The organism is Paradevosia shaoguanensis (assembly GCF_016801025.1).
Classification (GTDB): Bacteria; Pseudomonadota; Alphaproteobacteria; order Rhizobiales; family Devosiaceae; genus Paradevosia; species Paradevosia shaoguanensis.
On the sequence record NZ_CP068983.1, the window covers coordinates 590,401 to 611,188 of the forward strand.

Consider the following 20,788-nt stretch of genomic DNA (forward strand, 5'->3'; position numbering starts at 1 on the left):
GGGGCTTGCCGCTGCTAGGCAGCGATTTCGAACGCGGCGCGGACGAGCCGGGCCGTGTATTCGGTCTGGGGTTTGGTGAGCACCTCTTCGACGGGTCCCTGCTCGACGATCTTGCCGTATTGCATGACCATGACGCGGTGGCAGAGCGCCCGGACGACCTTGAGGTCGTGCGAGATGAAGAGATAGGAGAGGCCTTTCTCGTCCTGCAGCTTGCGCAGCAGGTCGATGATCTGGGCCTGGACCGACAGGTCCAGCGCCGAGGTCGGCTCGTCCAGAAGGATGAATTCGGGCTCGAGCGCGATGGCCCGGGCAATGGCGATGCGCTGGCGCTGGCCGCCCGAGAATTCGTGCGGGAAGCGCGAGAGGATGGTGTCGGGCAACCCGGCATCGCGCAGCGCCTGGCGCACGCGCTCGACCCGTTCGCGCGAATTGGCGCCGATGCCGTTGACGATCAGCCCCTCCTCGATGATCTGGCGGATCGACATGCGCGGATTGAGCGAGGCGAAGGGGTCCTGGAAGACGATCTGCATGCGATTGCGCAGCGGGCGCATGCCGCCGCGATCCTTGGTGTCGATGCGCTCGCCGTCGAAGAGGATTTCCCCGCCCTGGTTGGAAATGAGCCGGATGAGGGCTTGGCCGAACGTGGTCTTGCCCGAGCCGGATTCGCCCACGAGGCCGAGCGTTTCGTGCCGCTTGAGATTGAGGCTCAGGTTGTCGCAGGCAACCAGTTCGAAGAAGCCGGGGTTGAAGAAGCCGCCGCGCTTGAGCGTAAAGGCCACCTTGACGTTCTTGCCTTCGAGAATGGTCTTTTCCTCGCCGCGCAGCGGGTTGGCCGTGCCCTTGGGCTCGGAGGCCAGCAGGTGGCGCGTATAGGCGTGCTGCGGGTTGGAGAAGAGCGCTTCGGTGCGGTTGTGCTCCTGCACCTGCCCGTTCTGCATCACGTAGACGTAGTCCGAGAACTGCCGGACGATGGTCAGGTCATGGGTGATGAGGATCACCGCCATGCCGTATTTGGACTTGAGGTCCTTGATGAGGTTGAGGATCTGCGCCTGCACCGTCACGTCGAGCGCGGTGGTCGGCTCGTCGGCAATCAGGATATCCGGCCGGTTCGCCAGCGCCATGGCGATCATCACGCGCTGGCGCTGACCGCCCGAGAGCTGATGCGGGTATTGCAGCAGCCGCGCCGCGGGCTCGGGAATCTGCACCTCTTCGAGCAGTTCCCGGGCCCGATCCATGGCCTGATGCTTGGACATCTTGTTGTGGAGGTGCAGGATTTCACAGATCTGCTGGCCGATCGTGTAGACCGGGTTCAGCGAGCTCATCGGCTCCTGGAAGATCATCGCCACCTTGTTGCCGCGCAGCTTGCGCATCTGGGCATCGGACATCGCGATGATGTCCTGTCCGTCGAGCGTAATCCGCGTCTGCTTGCCGATCTTGGCGCGCTTGGTGAGAAGGCGCATCACGGTGCGGGCGGTCACGGACTTGCCCGAGCCGGATTCACCGACGAGTGCGATTGTCTCGCCCTTGTGGAGCTGGAACGAGACATCTTCGACCGCGTGCACCACCCCGCCTTCGACCTTGAAGTCGACGGCGACGTTGCGGGCATCCAGGATCAGTTCGCGGCCATGCGTACCCAGATCGTGGCGTTCTGCGGGGGCCAGGGCTGTTGGGGACATGATGGGGCTCGCTCAGTAAGGGTCGACCGCGTCGCGCAGGCCATCGCCCAGCGCGTTGAACGCGAACACGGTGATGAGGACGAAGACCACGGGGCTCAGGATCCAGGGATAGGAGCCGATGACCGAGAAGGTGCCCGTGTCCTGGAGCATGAGGCCCCACGAGATCAGCGGCGGCTTCACGGCGAAGCCGAGGAAGCCGAGGAAGCTTTCGAGCAGCACCACCGAGGGCACGGCCAGCGTCACCGCCACGATGATGTGGCTCATGACGTTGGGCAGGATGTGCCGCGTGATGATGCGGAAGTCGCCCGAGCCCACCGCGATGGCGGCGCGCACATATTCGATCCGCGCCAGCGAGAGCGTCTTGGAGCGCACTTCGCGCGCCAGTTGTGCCCAGCCGAGCGCGGCCATGACGCCGATGACGAAGGCGATGAAGACGTTCGATGGTGCCGTCACCGGAATGAGACTGGTCAGCGCCAGGTAGAGCGGCAATTGCGGGAACATCAGCACGAATTCGACGAAGCGCTGCACCCAGACGTCCACCCTGCCCCCGATATAGCCCGAGGTTATGCCGACCAGCGTGCCGACGGTCGTCGTCAGCAGCACCACGACCAGCGCGATGGTGAGCGAGATGCGCGAGCCGACGATGCCGCGCGAAAGGATGTCGCGGCCGAATTTGTCGGTGCCGAGGAAATTCACCGGCTTGCCGTTGGTCGAGCCGAAGAAGTGGATGTTGGAGGGAATGACCCAGAGCACGTAATAGCTGTAGCCCGGAACGAAGAAGCCGAGCGGGGTCGGGTTCTCCATGTCCGGCCCGGTCAGGGGCTGGAAGGTGATGGGGTCGTATTCGCCGGTCTCGATGATCGGATAGACATAGGGGATGAGGCTGAAGCTGCCATCAGGCGCCGAGAACGTGATGTGGTCCGGCGGCGCGAAGGCGAGGTTCGGCTGCTTGGGGTCAACCGGCGCGAAGAAGTCGGCGAAAACCGCGATGATCAGCAGCAGCGCCACCAGAACCAGCCCGATCATGCCGATGATCGAGCGCCGGAAGCGGCGCCAGACGAGGGCGATATAGCCCTCGTTGCCATGGGCGAAGCGCGGGTTGATGGCCGGCTGCGCAGCCACCTGCGCGGCCTCCTCGGCGGGCGTGGGCGCGGGGCCTTCGCCGGCATCGGGCGGCAGCGGAATGGAGGAGCGGGTGTGAACTTCGGTCATTCGCGGGCACCTCCGAGGCGGACGCGCGGATCGACGATGGCGAGGAGGAGATCGGCGATGATGTTGCCGACGATGAGGGTCGCGGCCAGCACCATCACGAAGGTGGCGGTGACCCAGACGTCACCCACGGCCATCGAGCCGACGATGGCCGGGCCGACTGTGGCGAGCCCGAAGACGATGGCCACCTCGATCTCGCCGGTGAGCATATAGGGCAGCGCCACGCCCTGGTAGGCGATGAGCGGATGGAGCGCGTTGGGCACCGCATGCTTCATGATGACCGCGCCCTCGGGCAGGCCCTTGGCGCGGGCCGTCTCGACATATTGGGCATTGAGAACATCGAGCAGGTTCGCCCGCATGACGCGCATGTTGTAGGCCAGCCCGCCCAGCGTCGCGATGAAGATCACCGGCCAGACATGGGCGAGGAGATCGACGAACTTGTCCCAGGACCAGGGTTGCCCGCCATATCTGACGGAGTTGAAACTGCCGATTTCCTGCACGCCGAGCCTGAAGACCAGGATGTACATGATGATGATGGCGAGCAGAAATCTGGGGATGGTCATCCCGAGGAACGAGATGAAGCCGAAAAGCGTGTCGACCCAGCTATATTGTCGGGTCGCGGCGATGACGCCGAGCGTTATCCCGAGGATCGTCGCGAGGATGTGGCAGGTCAGCGCCAGCGCGATGGTGCGCGGCAGCCGTTCCGCGACCACGTCGCCCACGGGCTTGTTGTAATAGAGCGAATGACCGAAATCGAAGCGGGTGACGATGCCCTTGACCCAGTTGAGATACTGGACGGGCAGCGGGTCGTTGAGCCCGTTGGCCTGGCGGTAAGCCTCGGCCTGCAGTTCGGCCTCCTCGGCGGTGGCGCCGCCCTGGTTCATGAGCATGGAGCGGATGTAGTCGCCATAGTCGCCGGGCGGGGCCTGGATGATGGCGAAGGTCACGACGCTGAGCAGAAACAGGACAGGTATGGCCGATAGGATGCGGACTACCAGGAAGCGCAGGATCACGGGTCGTCTCCGGTCTGGGTCAGGGGGACAAGGGGGCCGCGGCTCCCTTGTCCGTCACGATTGGAGGACGATCGCTTAGTTGATCGGACCGTTGCCCTTGCCGGGCGCGCCCGGGAGGGTGTTCGGGTGCAGTTCATAGGCCTGCTGCTTGTCGCCAGGCACGAACACGCGCTCGCGGATGATGTTGTCTTCAGCCCAATTGAACATGAAGATCGGGGCACCAGCCGGGATATTGGCGAAGCGCTTGTTGATGATGAGCGCACCAGGATACTGCGTCAGGCCGATCGTATAGAGGTTCTCGGTGAACAGCTTCTGGTACTTCTTCATCGCCTCGACGCGCGCAGCAGGGTCGGACGTGTTGATGAAGGAATTGACCGTATCGACCATGTCCTGCTCGAACGGCAGCAGGTCGACCGTGCCATCCTTGCCGGCGCGGTGATTGTTGGCGATGCGCGGCCCGGTCGGCGCGAGCGCCACCGTGTTCTGCACCACCGAGATCAGTTCGGCGCCGTTACGCATGATCTGCCAGTCGTACTTGCCGGCCTGGTAGGTTGCGTCACGCTGGTTGCCGGCCTGGAAGTTGGCCACCACGCGCAGCCCGAGCGCTTCCATCGAAGCGATCACGCCTTCCGCGAGGCTCTTGTCGGTCTGGTAGTCCGAGTTGGCCAGGAGCGTGATTTCCACGTCCTTGCCGCCGACACCGGCCACGTCCGTCGGATAGTTGACGATGCCGTTCCCGTCGGTGTCCTTCAGGCCCGCCTTTTCGAGCAGCGCCTTGGCGGTGTCGAGCGAGTACGGGTAGTAGACCGTCGAGTCCTTGTCGTAATAGGTCGTGCCCGCATAGAGGCCGCCCGGATAGATGGCGGTGAACGGGCCCTTCACCAGCGACTCGCCGAGATGCTGGCGATCGAGGGCGTAGGACACGGCCTTGCGGAAATCGAGGTTGCGGTTGAGTTCGCGCACGGCCTGGCCACGCTCATCCGGTTCGCCCCAGCCATTGCCGGAGAGGTTCGGGATCAGCGAATAGCCGATGGTGCGGGCGCCGAAGGCGAGACGCGAGGGAGCCGACGGATCGGCAGCGCGCTTCAGGGCCTCGACATAGCTTTCGGCCTGCTCGAGGTTGGAGAAGTCGCCCGTGCCGGCCACGGCCTGCACGTCGCGGTCAGCCCAGGTCGAGAGGCGATAGTGGACTTCGTTGAGGTACGGGAGCTGGTTCCCGTTCTCGTCGACCTTCCAGTAATAGGGATTGCGGCGCATCACCACGATATCGTCGGGGCGATACTCGACCGGAACCCACGCGCCCATGACCGGAACGTTCAGGTATTCGGGCGGAATGGCGTTCTTGTACTGGTCGTAGGTGTTGGACGAGTACTTCGGGTGCAGCGGCTTGAAGATGTGCGCCGGGCCCGGGCAGAAGGTGCCGTAGGCCATCTGGTAGAGATACTGCTTGGGGAAGGCTTCCTTAAAGGTCCATTCGAGCGTGTAGTCGTCGAGCGCCTTGAGGGTCGTGCCTTCGCCGAAGGATTCCGGGGTCGCGCCGTTGAGCGGGGTGACGTTGGGATCCTGGACGTTGTCGTTCCAGTAGAACATGGCGTCTTCGGTGGTGAACGGCACGCCGTCGGACCACTTGGCGCCTTCGATGAGGTGCATCGTCAGCTTGTGGCCGTCTTCGGACCATTCCCAGCTCTTGGCCAGGTTCGGCAGCGGCTCCAGCTCTTCGGCCTTGACCTCGAAGAGCGGACCCGTGCGGGTCAGGCATTCCATGGTGCCGATGTCGATGCCGCCCCAGCCCTGGGACTGGCCGGCCATGTAGTTCCAGCCTTCCGGCCGGCCGCCGATGACGTGACGCATGACGTCGCCGTAGACGCCCACGCCGTCAGGCATGTTGGCGGTCTTGTAGACCAGCGGCTCCTTGGGGAGGCGGTCCTTGACCGCCGGCAGCTTGCCGGTGTCGACGAACTGCTTGGTCACCCAATCCGGCTCATGATATTCGGGCAGCGCCTTGAACTCGAAGATGTCCTTGACGCCGACGAAGGTGGGGAAGCCCTGGGCTTCGAATTTTGGCGGATCAGGCGGCGTGGTCGGTGCCACCTCCTGTGCCTGGACGGCCAGCATCGACACGCCCAGCAGCAGACTTGCCCCGCCAAGGGCAATCAGTTTTCTGCGCATAATTCCTCCCTCGGACACGGAACCCGCGCACCTGCGCCATGAATGGGGTCTCCTTCCCTCCATTCGGGTCCACGTGTTGAATGGTAGTGCTTGCAAATCGGCGCGCAATCCGATCTTTTAATGAGTTATTCCGGGTTTTAAAGATCGTGGAGAAGCGGAATGGCCGAGGTGGCAGCGGCACCCAAGTCCCTGGAAAAGCGGCGCGAACAGGCGCCATTGCCGGTGCCGCGGCCGGACCGGCGCTTCTATGCCAACACCTCTGCCTTCGGACGTTTCGGCATCCGCTGGTTCGATCCGCAGATCATGCCACAGGAGCACAGCCATGGGCATATCGAGCTCAACTGGCTCACCGCCGGGGGCATGGATTACGTCTATGACGGCCAGCCGGTCAGCGTGCCGCCCGAGCGCCTCATCATGTTCTGGGCCGGCATTCCGCACCAGACCATAGCGCTCGATCGCGGCCAGCAGGGCGACTCGCGCCAGTGCAACGTCTACCTGCCGCTCGACTCGTTCCTGCACATGCAGACGCTGGGCCGGCTCACCGAGACCATGATGGGCGGCGGCGTCATCGCCCTCACCCCCGACGCCATCGACGAGCATACGTTGCGCCGCTGGTATCAGGACTATCGCTCCGGCAATGCCGAGCGCACCGACATCCTCAAGTCCGAGATCAACAACATGCTGCGGCGCGCCGCACTCATCGGCTGGGACGAGCTGCTGCCGCCCTGGATCGAGTCCGTCACCCCCACGACCAAGGCCGCCACGCCGGTTCGCTACGTCGTCGCCATGGTCCGCCACATCATCGAGAACCTCTCCGATCCCCTGACCGCCGAAGACGTGGCCAAGGTGGTCGGGCTCCACCCCAATTACGCCCTCAATCTCTTCACCGAAGTGATGCGCGTTTCGGTCCGCAAGTTCGTGGTGCGCATGCGCCTCATCCGCGCGCGCTCGCTGCTCTTTGAGGGCAATATCTCGATCGCCAACGTCGCCTACCAGTCGGGCTTCACTTCGCTCAGCCAGTTCTACGAGCATTTCCGCGCCGCCTACGGCATGACCCCGCGCGAGATGCGGCAGAACCTGCACGGCTGAACCGATAAAATTTTAAGCAAAATTAACCGCTTTGGCAGCATTGCGGCGCCCCCGTGGCGCTCCGGTGCTAGCGTTCTCCCTGGGGGCAAGGGAGGCAGTCGATGACGCAACTTGAGCCTGATAATTTCTTCCGCAAGGCGTCCTACGCCAAGCTGCAGACCTCACTGGACCGCCATACGGTCCACACCCACGTCATGCTCGTCGCCGCCATGGTCGCGTCTCTGGCCATTGTCTCGGCCGCCGCGGCCGTGGTTATGGTCATCCTGTAGCAGCTGATCCGGGTTCGGCGCGGCGCAAGGCGAAATCTATCCCCGCGCCCCAACCCCGGCGTTACAATAACAACCCACCATCAAAACCCGTCAGCAAGGACGCCCCTCACACCCCTCAAAACATGTCCCAAAACCATCGAATTTGCCGCGGAAACCCGCGCAAGATGGCCAAAGATGTCCCGAAATTGAGTCAAAATTTAACGATTCAGGACGTTTCCTGAATAAAATAACTATTAAAATCAGCTATTTAATCGTCCAGAGACCGGGAAAATCCCTTAAAAAAATCCCCGTGAAACATTCAAAATGTTTCACGCCCGCGAATCCAACCCCAAAAGTCCGATCCACTGGCTAGCCCCCCAGCGTCGCCCAAAGCAGCAACGCCACTTTATCCCCCCAAACGCGTCACCCCGCGCAGGCCGCGAATCATGGCGTTGAGGGGATGAGCAGCTTTTCTGAACTGACGCAGCGCGAGCAGACGCAAGACCGAGAGGCTAGCGAGGTAGCGCCTGGACGCGAGATCGCCCCCCATCGCCCTCGCCCCTTGTGGGAGAGGGTGCCCGAAGGGCGGGTGAGGGGTTTTCGCCAGCATCGCAGACCCCTCATCCGGCGCTACCGGCGCCACCTTCTCCCACAAGGGGAGAAGGAAACCGTGGCCCGCGCTCACCCACCCCTCGCTTCCCCGTCCCGCAGGAGTGGCGGTCTTCGCCCGGGGAAGTATGGGGGGAGATTGGTGGGGATGGTCAGCTCCGCTGGAAGCCCCAAGCCCGTCGGATCAGCATCCCGTTCTAGCGCACTCGCTCCAGCCCTACCCCTTCCGCTCCAACCGAGCCAGCAAGCTCGACGTATCCCACCGGCCGCCGCCCATCGTCTGCACGTCGGCGTAGAACTGATCCACCAGCGCCGTGACCGGCAGGGTCGAGCCGTTGCTGCGGGCTTCGCCCAGCACGATCGACAGGTCCTTGCGCATCCAGTCGACGGCGAAGCCGAAATCGAACTTGCCTTCGTTCATGGTCTTGTAGCGGTTCTCCATCTGCCAGGACTGCGCCGCGCCCTTGGAGATGGTGTCGATCACCGCCTCGATATCGAGCCCCGCCTGCTTGCCGAAGTGGATCGCCTCGGCCAGCCCCTGCACCGCCCCGGCGATGCAGATCTGGTTCATCATCTTGGCCAGCTGTCCCGATCCCGCCGGCCCGAGAAGCCGGGTTGCGCGGGCATAGGCCGCCATCACCGGTTCGGCCCGCGCGAATGGCGCCGCCTCGCCGCCACACATGACGGTCAGCACTCCATTCTCGGCCCCGGCCTGCCCGCCCGAGACCGGCGCATCGATCACGTCGAAGCCATCGGCCGCCGCCGCGAGCTCACGCGCGATCCCTGCCGACGCCGTCGTGTGGTCGACGAACACCGCCCCTTTCTCCATGGCCCCGAAAGCGCCCGCGGCGCCGAGCGTCACCTGGCGCAGGTCGTCGTCATTGCCGACGCAGGCAAAGACGAATTCCTGCCCGCGCGCCGCCTCGGCCGGGGTCGGAGCCGCGCGGCCGCCGAATTCGGAGACCCAGCGCTCGGCCTTGGCTCCGGTGCGGTTGTAGACGGTCACCTCGTGGCCCTTGGCCGCCAGATGCCGCGCCATGGGATAGCCCATCACTCCCAACCCGATGAACGCTACCTTGGCCATATCGCACCCTCCTTTGGTTCGACTGGTGGGGTAGCGTGAAATGGCGAGGCTGGCCAGCCCTCTAGGTTCCCGAGAGCGAGATCAGGCGGACCGGGTCGAGGATGCGGAAGCTCTTGCCGTCGAGGATTTCGATGACCCCTTCGCGCGAGAGCAACTGCACCTGGCGGCTGAGCGTCTCGACCGTCGTACCGAGATAGCCGGCAATGTCGCGCCGCCCGATCGGGAAGGTCACCCGGTCGCTGCCGCCCTCGCCCCGCTGCAGCAGCAGCGCGAAGAAGCACGCCACCCGCTCCAGCGTTTCCTGGCAGCCGAGCAGCACCATCCAGTCGCGCGCCGCCTGCAGCTCGTCGAGGACGATGGAGAGCATGTGCTGCTGCAGGTCCGGGTGCCGCTCGAGCAGCACCTCGAAGTCACGGCGGCGGATGCAGCGGATTTCGGCTTCGCTCGCCGCCTCGACCGAGAAATGCGCCACCGTCTCGAACGCCCTGCCGAAGAAGCTGCCGGCAAAAAGCAGCCCCACGATCTGCTGCCGATCGTCGGCCAGCGACCGGCAGACCTTGAGCACGCCGGAAATGACCAGCCCCACGAATTCGGCCGGCTCACCCTCGACCAGCACCGCCTGCCCCGGCGCGCAGTGGCGCAGGAAGGAGTGGGCCATCAAGGCTTCGGCGGCGTCGTTCTGGAGGTCGGCAAGGTGGTCGTTCGGGGGGTGCGGCGCGGCGTCGGACGCCTGGTCCAGCCAGGCGGAAAGCGCGGAAGCGGAGAACATCTCGAACGAGTTCATTGCCGAAACCCCTGCAGTCGTTTCTGCCGCGAGCAAAACGCTTGAAGTAAGGTTTTTCGAGCAATGAAGATCGAGTGGCCAGGCACGCCAGTACGGTGCCGCGCGGAGCCTAGATCGATCGCCGCAAAGATCGCTAGTAAGTCCGGCATTCTGAAAACCTTAGCACAGAGCGCTGCCCCTCCGAAGGGGCATGAAAGGCCTAGGCCTACCCCTTTCGAGGTAGGCCTAGTCAGGCGGAGGTCAGCGCCAGTCGTGTCAGCAGGCCGACCAGCTCGGCCTGCCGGTGCGTGCCGGTCTTGCGCATAAGACCGACAAGCTGGTTGCGGAGCGTCTGCTTGGAAACCAGCCGCGCCTGGGCATATTCGGCCACCGTGCCGCCACCGAGCATAGCCTCGGCCAGCTCGGTCTCGGCTTCGGTCAGCCCAAAGGCTCGCCAGAGCATGTCGGCCGGCAGGGCCGGCATGCCGGAGGCGCCGTGGACGATCAGCATCGTGATCGGTCCGCTGTCGAAAAGCGCCTCGTGCAGCTGGTAGGTCGCCTCGCTCGCCGAGACGACCGGCCGCGCGATGGCGAAGTAGCGGCCATTGGCGGAGTCAAAGGCGAAGATCGAGGTCGAGGAACGCCGGGCGGCGGCGCGGGAAACGAAGTCACGCAGATGGGAATCCACCACGCCATCGGTCGCGCGCAGGACGGCACGATCCCCGAGGAACGGTCCCGTGCCGCTGCGGCGAAGCGCATCGGCATGATGATTGGCATAGACCACGCGCATATCCGCGCCGAGGAGGAAGACGGGAAAGGCGAGGTCGTCCACGACGTTGCCGAGATAGTCCTTGGCAGCGCGTGCGCTTTCGAGGGCGTGGTGGAAGTGGAAGGCCGCGTCGCCGAGAATGGTTCCGGCCCGATCGCGCACCAGGCGCTCATCCTCGACGCCATAGCGCAGCTCGATCGCAAGCTGACGAGCGCCCGAGCGTAGCACGACGAAGCCCGTGGCGGCGTCGAACCTGCCCTGTCGCCCGAGCCATTCGGTGTAGTAGGGCGAATCCAGTGCCTGGCCACGCTCGGCCAGGTCCTCGTCCTGGTAGAGGTGTCCGGGCGGCCAGTTGCCCAGCGCCTCGCGCCAGGGGTTGAGCCGCGCATAATGAGTCACATAGGCGGCCGCCGCCGACGGCGAGAGGCCACGCTGGGCGAAGACCAGGTTGCGGCCGGTGACGAGGTCGTCGCCGGACACCATGATGGCGCAGCCAGGAAAGGCCGCGGCCAGCGTATCGAGGAAGTTATCCCAACCTGCCCTGCCCCGGGCCAGGTCGTAGATGCAGCTTATCAGGCTGTTATACGGGTAGTTGGAAACGCGGCGGACCAGAAAATGCCGGGCGGTATTTTCGTCAGCCTGACCCCAGCCCGGTGTGGCCGGGGGACTGGAGAGCGGCGGCATGGGCAGCCGGCCCCGCTCGTAAAATTGCTTCATCTTGCCCCTCTTCCTTCAGAGTGCACATATTGCCTGCCCCACCGCTCTCTTTGTGCCCCTGTCGGTATCGGGTGTCGGAGTTATGTGCCCGAAGTCGAAGACTGTCATTGACCTGCGTCAATGGCCGGGCCCCAGCTAGACCAGTTGGTTTAGTATGTTCATCCCATTTTCCGTGCATTTGCCGCGTCGTTGACGCCGATTTGAGCGCCGCCCCACGAAAAGGTATGGCATCGGCCTGCAGAGCACATAGGGCGACCTACGAAATGTAACGCCGACTCACTCGGCCATACGCAAGGACCGTTGCACCGGCACCGGCGGGGTGATCCTCGACACGGGCGGAAGTACGGCTTCCGGCTCGAAAACCGGGCGGGTTTGGCGCCCTCTGATGACAGCCGAAGGGTTCGGCATTTCAGCTTTTCATCAGAGGGAGACTACCATGATCAAGAGTGTTTTCGGTGCAGCGGCCATCCTGGCGATCGCTTCCACGTCTGCCTTCGCGGGCAATATTTCGATCGTGAATCAGAGCGGGTGGAAGAACAACCAGGAGACCTTCCAGGCCGGCAGTAACTTCTCCGGCATCGACCAGACCGGCGCCCGCAACAATGCGGCTGTCGAGCAATATGGCCTCGGCAATGCCCAGGGCACGATCCAGGTCGGCCGGCACAATGATGCCTATACGGGCCAGGAAGGCGTCGCCAACGAGTCGCTGACCACGCAGGCCGGCAAGTACAATGCCTCGGGAACCTGGCAGAGCGGCTTCGGCAATGGTGCGGCCACCACTCAGCTGGGCCATGGCAATTATTCGGAGACCTCGCAGTCCGGCGCGGGGAACACTTCCAACACGGTCCAGGTGAACTTCTGACCTGGGTCCCGGAGGATGCGGTAGCGCCCCGCTATTCCCCCCGCATCCTCCGCCCCTTCCACGCAGTCGTTCAAACGGAGGAAGTGCTATGAGGTGTTTGATACTGGCCGCGGTTCTGGCCACCGCTATCCCGGCCGTGCCCGCCTATGCAGGCAGCCTTCCGGTCAAGGGACAATTCGGCGGCAACGTTTCGGTTACCGTCCAGAGCGGCACGGACAACACCGCATCGATCAACGTGACGGGTTCGCATAATTTCACGTCGATCGCGCAATCGGGCGAAGGCCACACCTTCAACCAGACCATCACCGGGTCCAACCAGAACCTGGCGGTGATCCAGATGAACTCGCAGAAATTCGATGGCATCCGGTCGTCGATGCATTCGACCTCCGATGGCAGCTCGACCTATGTCATCGAGATCACGCCCCGGGCTCCGGATTGAGGCTGGGGCCAACCGATCAGTCCGGCGCCTGACGGCGGCGGGCTGATTTTTGCGTTTGACTTGCCCCGGGCGGCGGCATCCGCGGGCAGAGTTGGGATCAAGAATGATGCACCACCACGCCAGTCTGAGGGCCGCTCTCGTCATCGTCGCAACCAGCGCTCCCCTGGCGTCAGCAAGCGGAGCTGAAAACATGAACTGCGACATCGTCAGGGTCGAAACACCATCCTCGATCGAGCTCGTCGGCAAGGTCTCCTCACCGGTGCCCGCCGAAGGCTCGTTCCACTTCGTGATCGAAAAGCAGGGGCCCGCCGGCCGCTCGGATATCACGCAATCGGGCGACTTCCTCGTCGGATCGGACAGCACGGAAGAAGAGCTTGGGCGCGTAACGCTCGACACGGATCCGGGCGCCTTCTACGTCGCCCATCTGGTCGTCGAATGGCAGGGCGGCGAGATCGACTGCCGCTACGATTCCCGTAACTAGCCGGGCTTTCAGAAGCTGCCGCTCAGCGTAGCCTTGATGCCGAAGTTCCAGGCATCGGCGAAGGCGATACTGGTTGACTGCGTACCGGCGCCATTGGGATAGGTCAGCGAGCCGGAGCCAGCTCCCTGCGTGGATTGCACGGTAGGTCCGGAGCGCGTGAGGGTCGGCACTTTCGAGATGTATTCGACCGTACCGGTGAACCCCAGCAGGAGATTGGCGGCGATCGGGAAGTTGAAGCCGGCCTCGCCCTTGGCGAACCAGGCGACGCCGTGCTCCTCGGCGCTGGCCCTGCCGACATCGAATGTCTGCAGGTCGGTCGCGTTCCCGCCCGTGGGGATCGGGAAAATGGCAAGGTCGCGCCCGCGATAGGTCGCGTCGAACGCACGGATGCCGCCTTCGATGGCGCCGTTCAGCGTAATGTTGTTCTCGAGGGTATGGCTGACCGAAAGCCCGACGCCGCCACCATAATAGTTCGCATCGAGCTGCTCGAACCGGCGCAGGCCGAGGGTCGGGAAGGTCGTGGTCGCGCCGGCCACTTCGGGGAGATCGAACGTTGTGACGGTCGAGATTTCCTGCCGTAGCGCGCGATAGCCGGCGGTGATGTAGGGCGTAAAGCTGGTCGGATCGACCGACGGCGGCGAGAGGCCGAACGAGGCATCGGCGCCGTAGTAGACGAAGCTGCGATAGGTGTTGGTGCGGATCGTGGTGCCGGTCAGGTCGCCCACACCCACGAAGACATAGCCGCGCGGATCGGCAGCGGCGGCGAAAGCGGCCGCGCTGGGCGTCGTGCCGTCAGTGGCGACGCCCGAGAAGATCACGCCGGTATTGTCGCCGGTTAGGGTCACGGCCGGCGAGACGACGCCGCCACCGACTGGCGAAATCGTGTTCTGGGTGATGGTCGCGCCTCCGCCCGGCGTGGTCAGCGACACCGAGGCATTGGCCGTCGCGCCGCCCGGGCCGGTGGTGGTGTCCAGGCTGATCGTTGCCGTACTCTGGGTATTGCCCGAGAGCACGATGGTGCCGGGCCCCGAAAGCGTGGTTGTCGAGGTCGCGGTATTGCCGCCGATGCCGATGAAGAGCGAGAGATTGCCGATGAGGTCGAAGCCGGCGAACGTGCCCAGCTTGCGGCCGATATCGAAACCCATCATCACGCCGGGAATGGTCTGGACGCCAGAGCCGGTGATCGGCCCGCCGCTACCGGTCACGCCGGATGGTACGTCCGACAACGTCATCATCATGGCGCCGCCCGACTCGCTCATGATGGTCGGCGTGTAATCCTGTTGCGGCTGATCCTGAGCGATCGCCGCGCTGGCGGAGAGCACAGGAAGGACTGCCCAGGTCGATAGCTGGCCTACGACACATTTCCGCATGATGCCACACAGGACGATTGCGTGAAGTGCCCCCTCACAAACACTACCTCAAGTCATTGCCGTGTTCTTGCGAAAACAAGCAACGAGCAATCGGTAACCATAGTTGTGTATCCTTTTTACAATGCCGGCTATTACCTAAAAGTGAGTATTGCCCGCCACTTTACTGTGATGAGCAAGCAAAATTCACGAGCGATATGAAGTAGTTGCCGATGGGGATCAGGCCCCGTCGGATTTATGGCGCCTGAGCGGCGCCCCGAGCGCCGCAGGAGCGCCGGTGCGGCCCGCCGCGATGGCGAGGACTACGATGGTCAGCACATAGGGCAGCATCAGCAGGAACTGGAGGGGGATGTTCCAGGGCAGGAGCTGGGTGCGTAGCTGCAGGGCATCGGCGGCGCCGAAGAGCAGAGCCGCGGCGAGAATGCCGAAGGGGTAGCGGCGGCCCAGGATCAGCATGGCGAGCGCGATGTAGCCGCGGCCCGAGGTCATGTTGTCGATGAAAAGGCCGGTGGCGCTGAGCGAGAGGAAGGCTCCGCCCAGACCCGCCAAGGCGCCGCCTGCGAGGAGACAGAGATAGCGGATGCGGGGGACGTTGAGGCCGAGGGTTTCGGCGGCCTCGGGGTGTTCGCCGGCGGCGGAGATGGCGAGGCCGATTGTCGAGCGGTGCATGATGACCCAGGCGAGGACGACGATAAGCAGCGCCAGATAGGTCAGCGGATCGTGCTGGAAGAGCAGCGGGCCGATAATGGGTATCTGGGCGAGCGCGCCGAAATCGATGGGCTGGAAATTGTCGATGCGCGGGGACGAGGTGCCCGAGCCGAAGAAGAGGCGGAAGAAGAAGCCGGTGACGCCAACCATGAGGAGGTTGAGGGCAATGCCGACCACCACCTGGTTGGAACCGATGGTAATGGCGAAGACCCCGAGCACGAGGCCGAGCAGCGCGCCCGCAACGATGGCGGCGAGGACGCCGACGATGAGCGAACCCGAGGCATAGGCGGCGGCGAAGCCGACAAAGCAACCGAGCAGCATCATGCCTTCGAGGCCGATATTGAGGACGCCGGACTTTTCCGAGAACATGCCGCCGATGGCGGCCAAGAGGATCGGGATGGCCATGCGGACGCTGGCGGCAATGAAGCCGGCGAGGACGGCGTTGTCGAGGATATCCATCATGCGGCGGCTCCCGTCTTCTTGCGCCAGAAGCGGGGCATGACGTTCTGGGCCAGGAGGAAAAGGACGACGAGCGCCTGGATGATCATGGTGAGCGAGGACGGCACACCGACAGCGGATTCCATGGTGGTTGAGCCGACCTGGAGCGCGGCGAAGAGGGCGGCGGCGAAGAGGACGCCGATGGGGTTGGTCTGGCCGAGCAAAGCCACGATGATGGCGGTGTAGCCATAGCCGGGCGAAAGGTTCTCGATCATGCGGCGCTGCACGCCGGCGACTTCGGTGAAGCCGGCAAGGCCCGCCAGGGCCCCGCAGGTGAGGAAGCCGACGACGATGACGCGGCGGACGTTGATGCCGGCATTTTCGGCGGCACGCGGGTTTTGGCCGGTGGCACGCAGGCGGAAGCCGGCGACGGTGCGCCAGAGATAGAGCTGGGCGATGAAGGCGGCAGCCACCGCGATGACGATGCCGAAGTGGAGGCGTGTGCCGGGCACGAGCACCGGCAGACGGGCTTCGGCGCCGAGGCGAACGGTCTGCGCCAGGGCCGAGCCGGGATCGTGCAGCGGGCCGTGGAGCAGGTAGCCGACGAAGAAGATGCCGATGTAGTTGAGCATGATGGTGGTGATGAGCTCATCGGACCGGAAACGCAGCTTGAGAACCGCCGCGATGCCGGACCAGAGGGCGCCGCCCACGGCAGCGGCCACGGCCATGAGCGAGAGGGCGAGCAATTGCGGCTGGCCATCGAGGAGCGTGCCGACATAGGCGGCGCTGATGCCGCCGATGAAGAGCTGGCCTTCGGCGCCGACATTGAACACCCCTGCCCTGAAGGCCAGCGCGATGCCGATGCCGCACAGCGCCAGCGGCACGGTGCGGATGGCGGTTTCGGCCAGGCCATTGGTCGAGCCGAGCGAGGCGGAGAACAGCGCACCATAGGCGGCGATGGGATCACGGCCGAGGGCGAGGATGAGAAGCGCGCCGGCGAGGAGCGCCAGCAGCACGGCGACGATGCCGGAAAGGAGGTTGCGCGCGACGAGCGTGCGGCGGACGGTTTCGATCATCAGGCGGCCTTGCCCGCGAGCATCAGCCCGAGCTTTTCCATGGTGACGTCCTTGCGCTCGATGATGCCGATGATGCGGCCCTTGAACATGACCGCAATGCGGTCCGAGAGCGCCAGGATTTCGTCGAGTTCGGTGGAGACCAGCATCACGGCAGCGCCCTTGCGGCGGCTTTCGAGCAGCTGGTTGTGGAGGAAGGCGGTGGCGCCGATGTCGAGGCCGCGCGTGGGCTGCACGGCGACGACGAGGCGCGGATCGCGGCTCATGGCGCGGCCGAGCACGACCTTCTGCTGATTGCCGCCCGAGAGTTCGCCGATAGGCTGGTCGATGCCCGAGCAGCGCACGTCGAAGTTCTCGACGATAGCCTCGGCATTGGTGCGCAGGGCGCCGTTGTCGATGAGGCCGGAGCGCGAAAGCGGGGCCGCGCCGATGGTTTCGGAGGCGGCGTTCTCGGCGATGGACATGGGCGAAAAGATCGCGGTGCGGTGGCGATCCTCGGGGATATGGGCGAGACCGGCGGCGATGCGGTCGGCGACGGGCGCGGCGGCCAGCGGCTTGCCGTCGATGGAGATGGCGCCCGAATCGAGGCGGCGAAGGCCGACGACGGCTTCGGCCAGTTCCTGCTGACCATTGCCGTCGACGCCGGCAATGCCGACGATTTCGCCCGAGCGGATGGTGAGGGTGACGTCGTCGAGCCGGGTGAGGCCGCGCTCATCCTTGAGGGTAAGGGCACTCAGATCGAGGATCGGGGCGGCGTTCTGGTTGGCGGGCTCATCGAGCTGCGGCAGGGTCACGTCGGCGCCGACCATGGCGCGGGCGACTTCGCGCTCATTGGTGTCGCGGGTGACGAAGCTGGCAGCGACCTTGCCGCGGCGGAGCACGGTGATGCGGTCGGTGACGGCCATGACTTCGTGCAGCTTGTGGCTGATAAAGATGATGGCGGTGCCGGCCTTGGCCAGCGAACGCAGGACTTCGAAAAGGCCGGTGGCTTCCTGAGGGGTGAGAACGGCGGTGGGCTCATCGAGGATGAGGATTTTCGAGCCGCGATAGAGGGCCTTCAGGATTTCGGCGCGCTGCTGGCCGGCGACGGAGAGCGAACCCGCCAGGGCGTTCGCATCGATCTCGAGGCCGCGCTCCTTGCCGAAGGCGGAAATCTCGCGAGCGAGGTCGCCGAGGCGCGGGAACCAGCGGCGGACGCCGGGAAGGCCGATGGAAATGTTCTCGGCAACGCTCATGGTGGGGATCAGCATGAAATGCTGGTGGACCATGCCGATGCCATGGGCCTGCGCATCGAGCGCGGAGGCGAGGTGGACGGGCTTGCCGTCGATCAGGACTTCCCCGCGCTGTGGCTGCAGGAGCCCGGCGAGAATGCGCATGAGCGTGGTCTTGCCGGCGCCGTTCTCGCCCAGAAGAGCGTGAATTTCGCCGGGCCTGACAGCAAAATCGACCGCGTCATTGGCGATGACGGGGCCGAACTGCACGCGGATGTCGCGCATGTCGACAGCCGCCGGCACGAGGCCAGCGGCTGCGACGGATTGGTCAGCGGAGGTCATTGCACCGCAGTGGTATCGAGCGGCACTTCGAAGGAGCCGGCCTTGATGGCTTCGATCTTCTCGTTGACGCGCTTGAGGACGTCCGGATCGACGTTGGAATCGAGGCCGTGGAAATCGGCCAGGTTCACCGAACCGTTGGCGATGCCGTAGGACCAGTTCTCGCTCTTCCAGGTGCCGGCCTCGACGGCCTTGGCGACGGCGACCACGAGCGGGCTGAGATCCCAGGTGACGCTGGTGAGGACGTTCTTGGGGCCGAGGTGGTTCTGGTCGGTCATGGCGCCGAGCGCCCAGACGTTCTTGGCGATGGCGGCATCGATGACGCCCACGCCCTGGGCGGAGAGCACGTCGGCGCCCTGCTCGGTCTGCGCGATGGCGGCTTCCTTGGCCTTCGGCGGATCGAACCACGAGCCGATGAAGGTATGCAGCACCTTGGTGCCGGCCTTGCCTTCTTCGGCGCCGGCTTCATAGGCGTGAAGATTGGCCAGCATGTTGGGGGCGGGCATGCCGCCGACCCAGCCGACAGTACCGGTCTTGGAGGCGCCGGCGGCGATCATGCCGGCGAGGTAGGCGCCCTGGTAATCCGGGTTGGAATAGGTGCCCAGGTTGTCAGCCAGGCTGGCGGCGGTGCCGGCCATGAAGGTGACGTTGGGGAAATCTTCGGCAGCATTGAGGGCCGCGTCGCCGAACGAGAACGAGTGGGCGAAAATCAGGTTGTAGCCGCGCGAGGCGAAATCGCGCAGCAGGCGCTCGGCGTCAGCGTCGGTGACGTTCTCGGCATAGGCGACTTCGACGCCCAGTTCCTTGGCGGCGGCCTGCAGACCGTTATAGCCGACCGAGTTCCAGTCGTTGTCGGTGATCGGGCCCGGCATAATCATGGCGATCTTCACGTCGGCGGCCCAGGCCACGCTCGCGGTGACAGAAGCAATGCTCACGGCAGCAGCCGCCGCCAATCCACGTACCCAACCCTTGGTCATTCCCTGCAAGTCCTTATGAGAGGCGGGGACTCTCCCTACGAGCCCCCAATGGCCGGCAGATAAGCCCCGGCTGGTAACGCTGTCAACGAGGCGACCTTGGTCAATATGTAGCACTGCCGCGCCAAGGCCTTGGATCGGCTTGCCTTTATGGCGCGTTCACTCTATGAGCGGGCAGTGCTCGGGACGACCCGGGCATCTATCGGATAAACGGGGACGGCCCCATCTCAACGAGCGAGATGATGGCAGATCCCATCCACCAGTTCCTAATTACCGACGTCCTCAACCTCGGCGAGTTTGCCGGGCAGCGCATGGTGCTGACCAATTCGGCGGCCTACATGGTGCTGACCGTCGTGCTGGTGAGCTGCCTCATGCTGTTCGCCGGGCGTCGTCTCGTGCCGGGCCGGTGGCAAGCGCTGGCCGAGATGGCCTATGAGGGCATAGCCGGGACCGTGCGTAGCCAGGGTGGCGCCGAGGCGATGCGGTTCTTCCCGCTGGTGTTCACACTCTTCGCCTTCATCCTCACGGCCAACCTCATAGGCATGGTGCCGTTCGCCTTCACGGTCACGAGCCACATCATCGTCACCTTTGCGCTGGCCATGCTCGTGTTCCTGGTGGTGACTGTCTATGGGCTGGTACGCAACGGCGCCCGGTTCTTTCGCTTGTTCATGCCGACCGGGGTACCGATGTTCCTCGCGCCGGTCATCGTGCCGATTGAGATCGTCTCCTATATCTCTCGGCCGATCAGCCATGCGGTCCGTCTTTTCGCGGTAATGCTGGCGGGACACATCACGCTCAAGGTGTTTGCAGGGTTCGTCGTGTCGCTGGGCGATTTCGGACCGCCGGGTCTGGCCGCCGCGATCCTGCCGCTGGCAATGACCGTGGCGCTGACCGCACTGGAGCTGCTGATGTCGGTGATCCAGGCGTACATCTTTACGCTGCTCACCTGCATGTATCTCAACGATGCCCTGCATCCCGGGCACTGAGACTTGCCCGGGGACACCACGTGTCCTATCTAGGACCGCAGAGGACGACCTCCCCAACATGGGCCTTGTGTGCCGGGACGACCCGGATATTCCAAGGAGGGCCAATGGCCTGGGTCTATCTCGTCGCAGCCGGCATTCTCGAAATCGTCTGGGCGTTCACGATGAAGCAATCGAACGGCTTCACGCGCCTCATGCCGACCATCATCACCGTCGTCACCATGATCGGCAGCTTCGGGCTGCTGTCAGTCGCCATGCGCACCCTGCCGCTGGGCACCGCCTATACGATCTGGACCGGGATCGGGGCGGTGGGCGCATTCGTGGTCGGGATCATGGTGCTTGGAGAGGTAGTGAGCCCAATGCGGGTGATGGCCGCGGTGCTGATCGTGAGCGGGCTGGTGATGATGAAGCTGGCGACGAGCTAAGGCTCGATCGGGGGGCCGCGATCCCGGGTGGGCGTAGTCCCCCACCCCGTGTTCCTCCCCCCTTGGGGGGAGGGAAGAGCGCCGTCGGGTTTGGGTTTGGCGCCCTTCCCCACCCCTTACTTCCCCGGGCGAAGACCCGGGG

The 20,788-nt window shown here is 64.4% G+C and carries 19 protein-coding genes; 7 read left to right on the forward strand and 12 right to left on the reverse strand.

Translation table 11 applies throughout. The annotated features are described in order from the left end of the window. Window positions 1-14: 14 nt before the first annotated feature. The 4 genes from JNE37_RS02805 to JNE37_RS02820 all read right to left on the reverse strand — a co-directional run bounded on the left by JNE37_RS02805 (window position 15) and on the right by JNE37_RS02820 (window position 6,067). Window positions 15-1,676, reverse strand: coding sequence for an ABC transporter ATP-binding protein (locus tag JNE37_RS02805; protein WP_035036366.1), 1,662 nt, complete (start codon window positions 1,674-1,676; stop codon window positions 15-17). Between the two features lie 12 nt (window positions 1,677-1,688). After that, window positions 1,689-2,888: an ABC transporter permease gene (locus JNE37_RS02810; RefSeq protein ID WP_081899517.1), complete on the reverse strand. Its 1,200-nt coding sequence runs from the start codon at window positions 2,886-2,888 to the stop codon at window positions 1,689-1,691. After that, entirely contained in the window at window positions 2,885-3,895 is a 1,011-nt protein-coding gene (locus JNE37_RS02815; RefSeq protein WP_035036389.1) for an ABC transporter permease, read from the reverse strand. Before JNE37_RS02815 ends, JNE37_RS02810 begins: the two co-directional genes overlap by 4 nt. 78 nt (window positions 3,896-3,973) lie before the next feature. After that, window positions 3,974-6,067, reverse strand: a complete 2,094-nt coding sequence (locus tag JNE37_RS02820) for an ABC transporter substrate-binding protein (protein WP_203065240.1) — start codon at window positions 6,065-6,067, stop codon at window positions 3,974-3,976. 159 nt (window positions 6,068-6,226) lie between these two features. Between JNE37_RS02820 and JNE37_RS02825 the strand changes: the two genes are divergently transcribed. Both JNE37_RS02825 and JNE37_RS02830 read left to right on the forward strand, forming a co-directional pair. Then, the gene (locus tag JNE37_RS02825) at window positions 6,227-7,156 is read left to right on the forward strand and encodes a helix-turn-helix domain-containing protein (RefSeq protein ID WP_035036362.1); all 930 of its coding nucleotides are present in this window, start codon (window positions 6,227-6,229) and stop codon (window positions 7,154-7,156) included. Between the two features lie 101 nt (window positions 7,157-7,257). Further along, entirely contained in the window at window positions 7,258-7,425 is a 168-nt protein-coding gene (locus tag JNE37_RS02830; protein WP_156046453.1) for a hypothetical protein, read from the forward strand. Between the two features lie 805 nt (window positions 7,426-8,230). Here JNE37_RS02830 and JNE37_RS02835 read toward each other — a convergent pair. The 3 genes from JNE37_RS02835 to JNE37_RS02845 form a co-directional block, all read right to left on the reverse strand. After that, window positions 8,231-9,097 carry an NAD(P)-dependent oxidoreductase gene (locus JNE37_RS02835; protein ID WP_035089717.1) on the reverse strand — a complete coding sequence of 289 codons (867 nt, stop codon included), beginning with the start codon at window positions 9,095-9,097 and terminating at the stop codon, window positions 8,231-8,233. A gap of 61 nt (window positions 9,098-9,158) precedes the next feature. After that, complete coding sequence (locus JNE37_RS02840) at window positions 9,159-9,881, reverse strand: Crp/Fnr family transcriptional regulator (RefSeq protein ID WP_052015709.1); 723 nt, start codon at window positions 9,879-9,881, stop codon at window positions 9,159-9,161. A gap of 229 nt (window positions 9,882-10,110) precedes the next feature. Next, the gene (locus JNE37_RS02845; RefSeq protein ID WP_035036358.1) at window positions 10,111-11,346 is read right to left on the reverse strand and encodes a helix-turn-helix transcriptional regulator; all 1,236 of its coding nucleotides are present in this window, start codon (window positions 11,344-11,346) and stop codon (window positions 10,111-10,113) included. A gap of 436 nt (window positions 11,347-11,782) precedes the next feature. On the opposite strand from JNE37_RS02845, the gene JNE37_RS02850 reads away from it, so the two are divergent. The 3 genes from JNE37_RS02850 (at window position 11,783) to csgH (ending at window position 13,128) form a co-directional block, all read left to right on the forward strand. Beyond that, window positions 11,783-12,208: a hypothetical protein gene (locus tag JNE37_RS02850; protein WP_035036355.1), complete on the forward strand. Its 426-nt coding sequence runs from the start codon at window positions 11,783-11,785 to the stop codon at window positions 12,206-12,208. An 88-nt stretch (window positions 12,209-12,296) separates the two neighbouring features. Continuing rightward, entirely contained in the window at window positions 12,297-12,647 is a 351-nt protein-coding gene (locus JNE37_RS02855; protein ID WP_152571825.1) for a hypothetical protein, read from the forward strand. Between the two features lie 190 nt (window positions 12,648-12,837). After that, the gene (gene csgH, locus JNE37_RS02860; RefSeq protein ID WP_035036350.1) at window positions 12,838-13,128 is read left to right on the forward strand and encodes a curli-like amyloid fiber formation chaperone CsgH; all 291 of its coding nucleotides are present in this window, start codon (window positions 12,838-12,840) and stop codon (window positions 13,126-13,128) included. An 8-nt stretch (window positions 13,129-13,136) separates the two neighbouring features. Here the strand turns inward: csgH and JNE37_RS02865 are convergent, their stop codons facing one another. From JNE37_RS02865 to JNE37_RS02885, 5 genes are all read right to left on the reverse strand, one after another. Continuing rightward, the gene (locus tag JNE37_RS02865; protein WP_203065241.1) at window positions 13,137-14,498 is read right to left on the reverse strand and encodes a hypothetical protein; all 1,362 of its coding nucleotides are present in this window, start codon (window positions 14,496-14,498) and stop codon (window positions 13,137-13,139) included. A gap of 216 nt (window positions 14,499-14,714) precedes the next feature. Further along, window positions 14,715-15,665 (reverse strand): ABC transporter permease, encoded by a 951-nt coding sequence (locus tag JNE37_RS02870; RefSeq protein ID WP_203065242.1) that lies wholly within the window; start codon window positions 15,663-15,665, stop codon window positions 14,715-14,717. Beyond that, entirely contained in the window at window positions 15,662-16,717 is a 1,056-nt protein-coding gene (locus tag JNE37_RS02875; RefSeq protein ID WP_203065243.1) for an ABC transporter permease, read from the reverse strand. The genes JNE37_RS02870 and JNE37_RS02875 overlap by 4 nt, the downstream gene beginning before the upstream one ends. After that, window positions 16,717-18,267, reverse strand: a complete 1,551-nt coding sequence (locus JNE37_RS02880; RefSeq protein WP_203065244.1) for an ABC transporter ATP-binding protein — start codon at window positions 18,265-18,267, stop codon at window positions 16,717-16,719. Before JNE37_RS02880 ends, JNE37_RS02875 begins: the two co-directional genes overlap by 1 nt. Further along, window positions 18,264-19,241, reverse strand: coding sequence for a BMP family protein (locus JNE37_RS02885; RefSeq protein WP_203065245.1), 978 nt, complete (start codon window positions 19,239-19,241; stop codon window positions 18,264-18,266). Before JNE37_RS02885 ends, JNE37_RS02880 begins: the two co-directional genes overlap by 4 nt. Before the next feature lie 239 nt (window positions 19,242-19,480). Between JNE37_RS02885 and JNE37_RS02890 the strand changes: the two genes are divergently transcribed. Both JNE37_RS02890 and JNE37_RS02895 read left to right on the forward strand, forming a co-directional pair. After that, complete coding sequence (locus JNE37_RS02890; protein WP_203065246.1) at window positions 19,481-20,224, forward strand: F0F1 ATP synthase subunit A; 744 nt, start codon at window positions 19,481-19,483, stop codon at window positions 20,222-20,224. A 104-nt stretch (window positions 20,225-20,328) separates the two neighbouring features. Next, window positions 20,329-20,646, forward strand: coding sequence for a DMT family transporter (locus JNE37_RS02895; RefSeq protein ID WP_203065247.1), 318 nt, complete (start codon window positions 20,329-20,331; stop codon window positions 20,644-20,646). Window positions 20,647-20,788 lie beyond the last annotated feature (142 nt).

Bases quoted from the DNA above. Each gene is read 5' to 3' on its own strand.
- JNE37_RS02805 (WP_035036366.1), bottom strand. From the start codon at position 1,676: ATGTCCCCAACAGCCCTGGCCCCCGCAGAACGCCACGATCTGGGTACG.
- JNE37_RS02810 (WP_081899517.1), bottom strand. From the start codon at position 2,888: ATGACCGAAGTTCACACCCGCTCCTCCATTCCGCTGCCGCCCGATGCC.
- JNE37_RS02820 (WP_203065240.1), bottom strand. From the start codon at position 6,067: ATGCGCAGAAAACTGATTGCCCTTGGCGGGGCAAGTCTGCTGCTGGGC.
- JNE37_RS02825 (WP_035036362.1), top strand. From the start codon at position 6,227: ATGGCCGAGGTGGCAGCGGCACCCAAGTCCCTGGAAAAGCGGCGCGAA.
- JNE37_RS02830 (WP_156046453.1), top strand. From the start codon at position 7,258: ATGACGCAACTTGAGCCTGATAATTTCTTCCGCAAGGCGTCCTACGCC.
- JNE37_RS02835 (WP_035089717.1), bottom strand. From the start codon at position 9,097: ATGGCCAAGGTAGCGTTCATCGGGTTGGGAGTGATGGGCTATCCCATG.
- JNE37_RS02840 (WP_052015709.1), bottom strand. From the start codon at position 9,881: ATGAACTCGTTCGAGATGTTCTCCGCTTCCGCGCTTTCCGCCTGGCTG.
- JNE37_RS02845 (WP_035036358.1), bottom strand. From the start codon at position 11,346: ATGAAGCAATTTTACGAGCGGGGCCGGCTGCCCATGCCGCCGCTCTCC.
- JNE37_RS02850 (WP_035036355.1), top strand. From the start codon at position 11,783: ATGATCAAGAGTGTTTTCGGTGCAGCGGCCATCCTGGCGATCGCTTCC.
- JNE37_RS02855 (WP_152571825.1), top strand. From the start codon at position 12,297: ATGAGGTGTTTGATACTGGCCGCGGTTCTGGCCACCGCTATCCCGGCC.
- csgH (WP_035036350.1), top strand. From the start codon at position 12,838: ATGAACTGCGACATCGTCAGGGTCGAAACACCATCCTCGATCGAGCTC.
- JNE37_RS02865 (WP_203065241.1), bottom strand. From the start codon at position 14,498: ATGCGGAAATGTGTCGTAGGCCAGCTATCGACCTGGGCAGTCCTTCCT.
- JNE37_RS02870 (WP_203065242.1), bottom strand. From the start codon at position 15,665: ATGATGGATATCCTCGACAACGCCGTCCTCGCCGGCTTCATTGCCGCC.
- JNE37_RS02875 (WP_203065243.1), bottom strand. From the start codon at position 16,717: ATGATCGAAACCGTCCGCCGCACGCTCGTCGCGCGCAACCTCCTTTCC.
- JNE37_RS02880 (WP_203065244.1), bottom strand. From the start codon at position 18,267: ATGACCTCCGCTGACCAATCCGTCGCAGCCGCTGGCCTCGTGCCGGCG.
- JNE37_RS02885 (WP_203065245.1), bottom strand. From the start codon at position 19,241: ATGACCAAGGGTTGGGTACGTGGATTGGCGGCGGCTGCTGCCGTGAGC.
- JNE37_RS02890 (WP_203065246.1), top strand. From the start codon at position 19,481: ATGGCAGATCCCATCCACCAGTTCCTAATTACCGACGTCCTCAACCTC.
- JNE37_RS02895 (WP_203065247.1), top strand. From the start codon at position 20,329: ATGGCCTGGGTCTATCTCGTCGCAGCCGGCATTCTCGAAATCGTCTGG.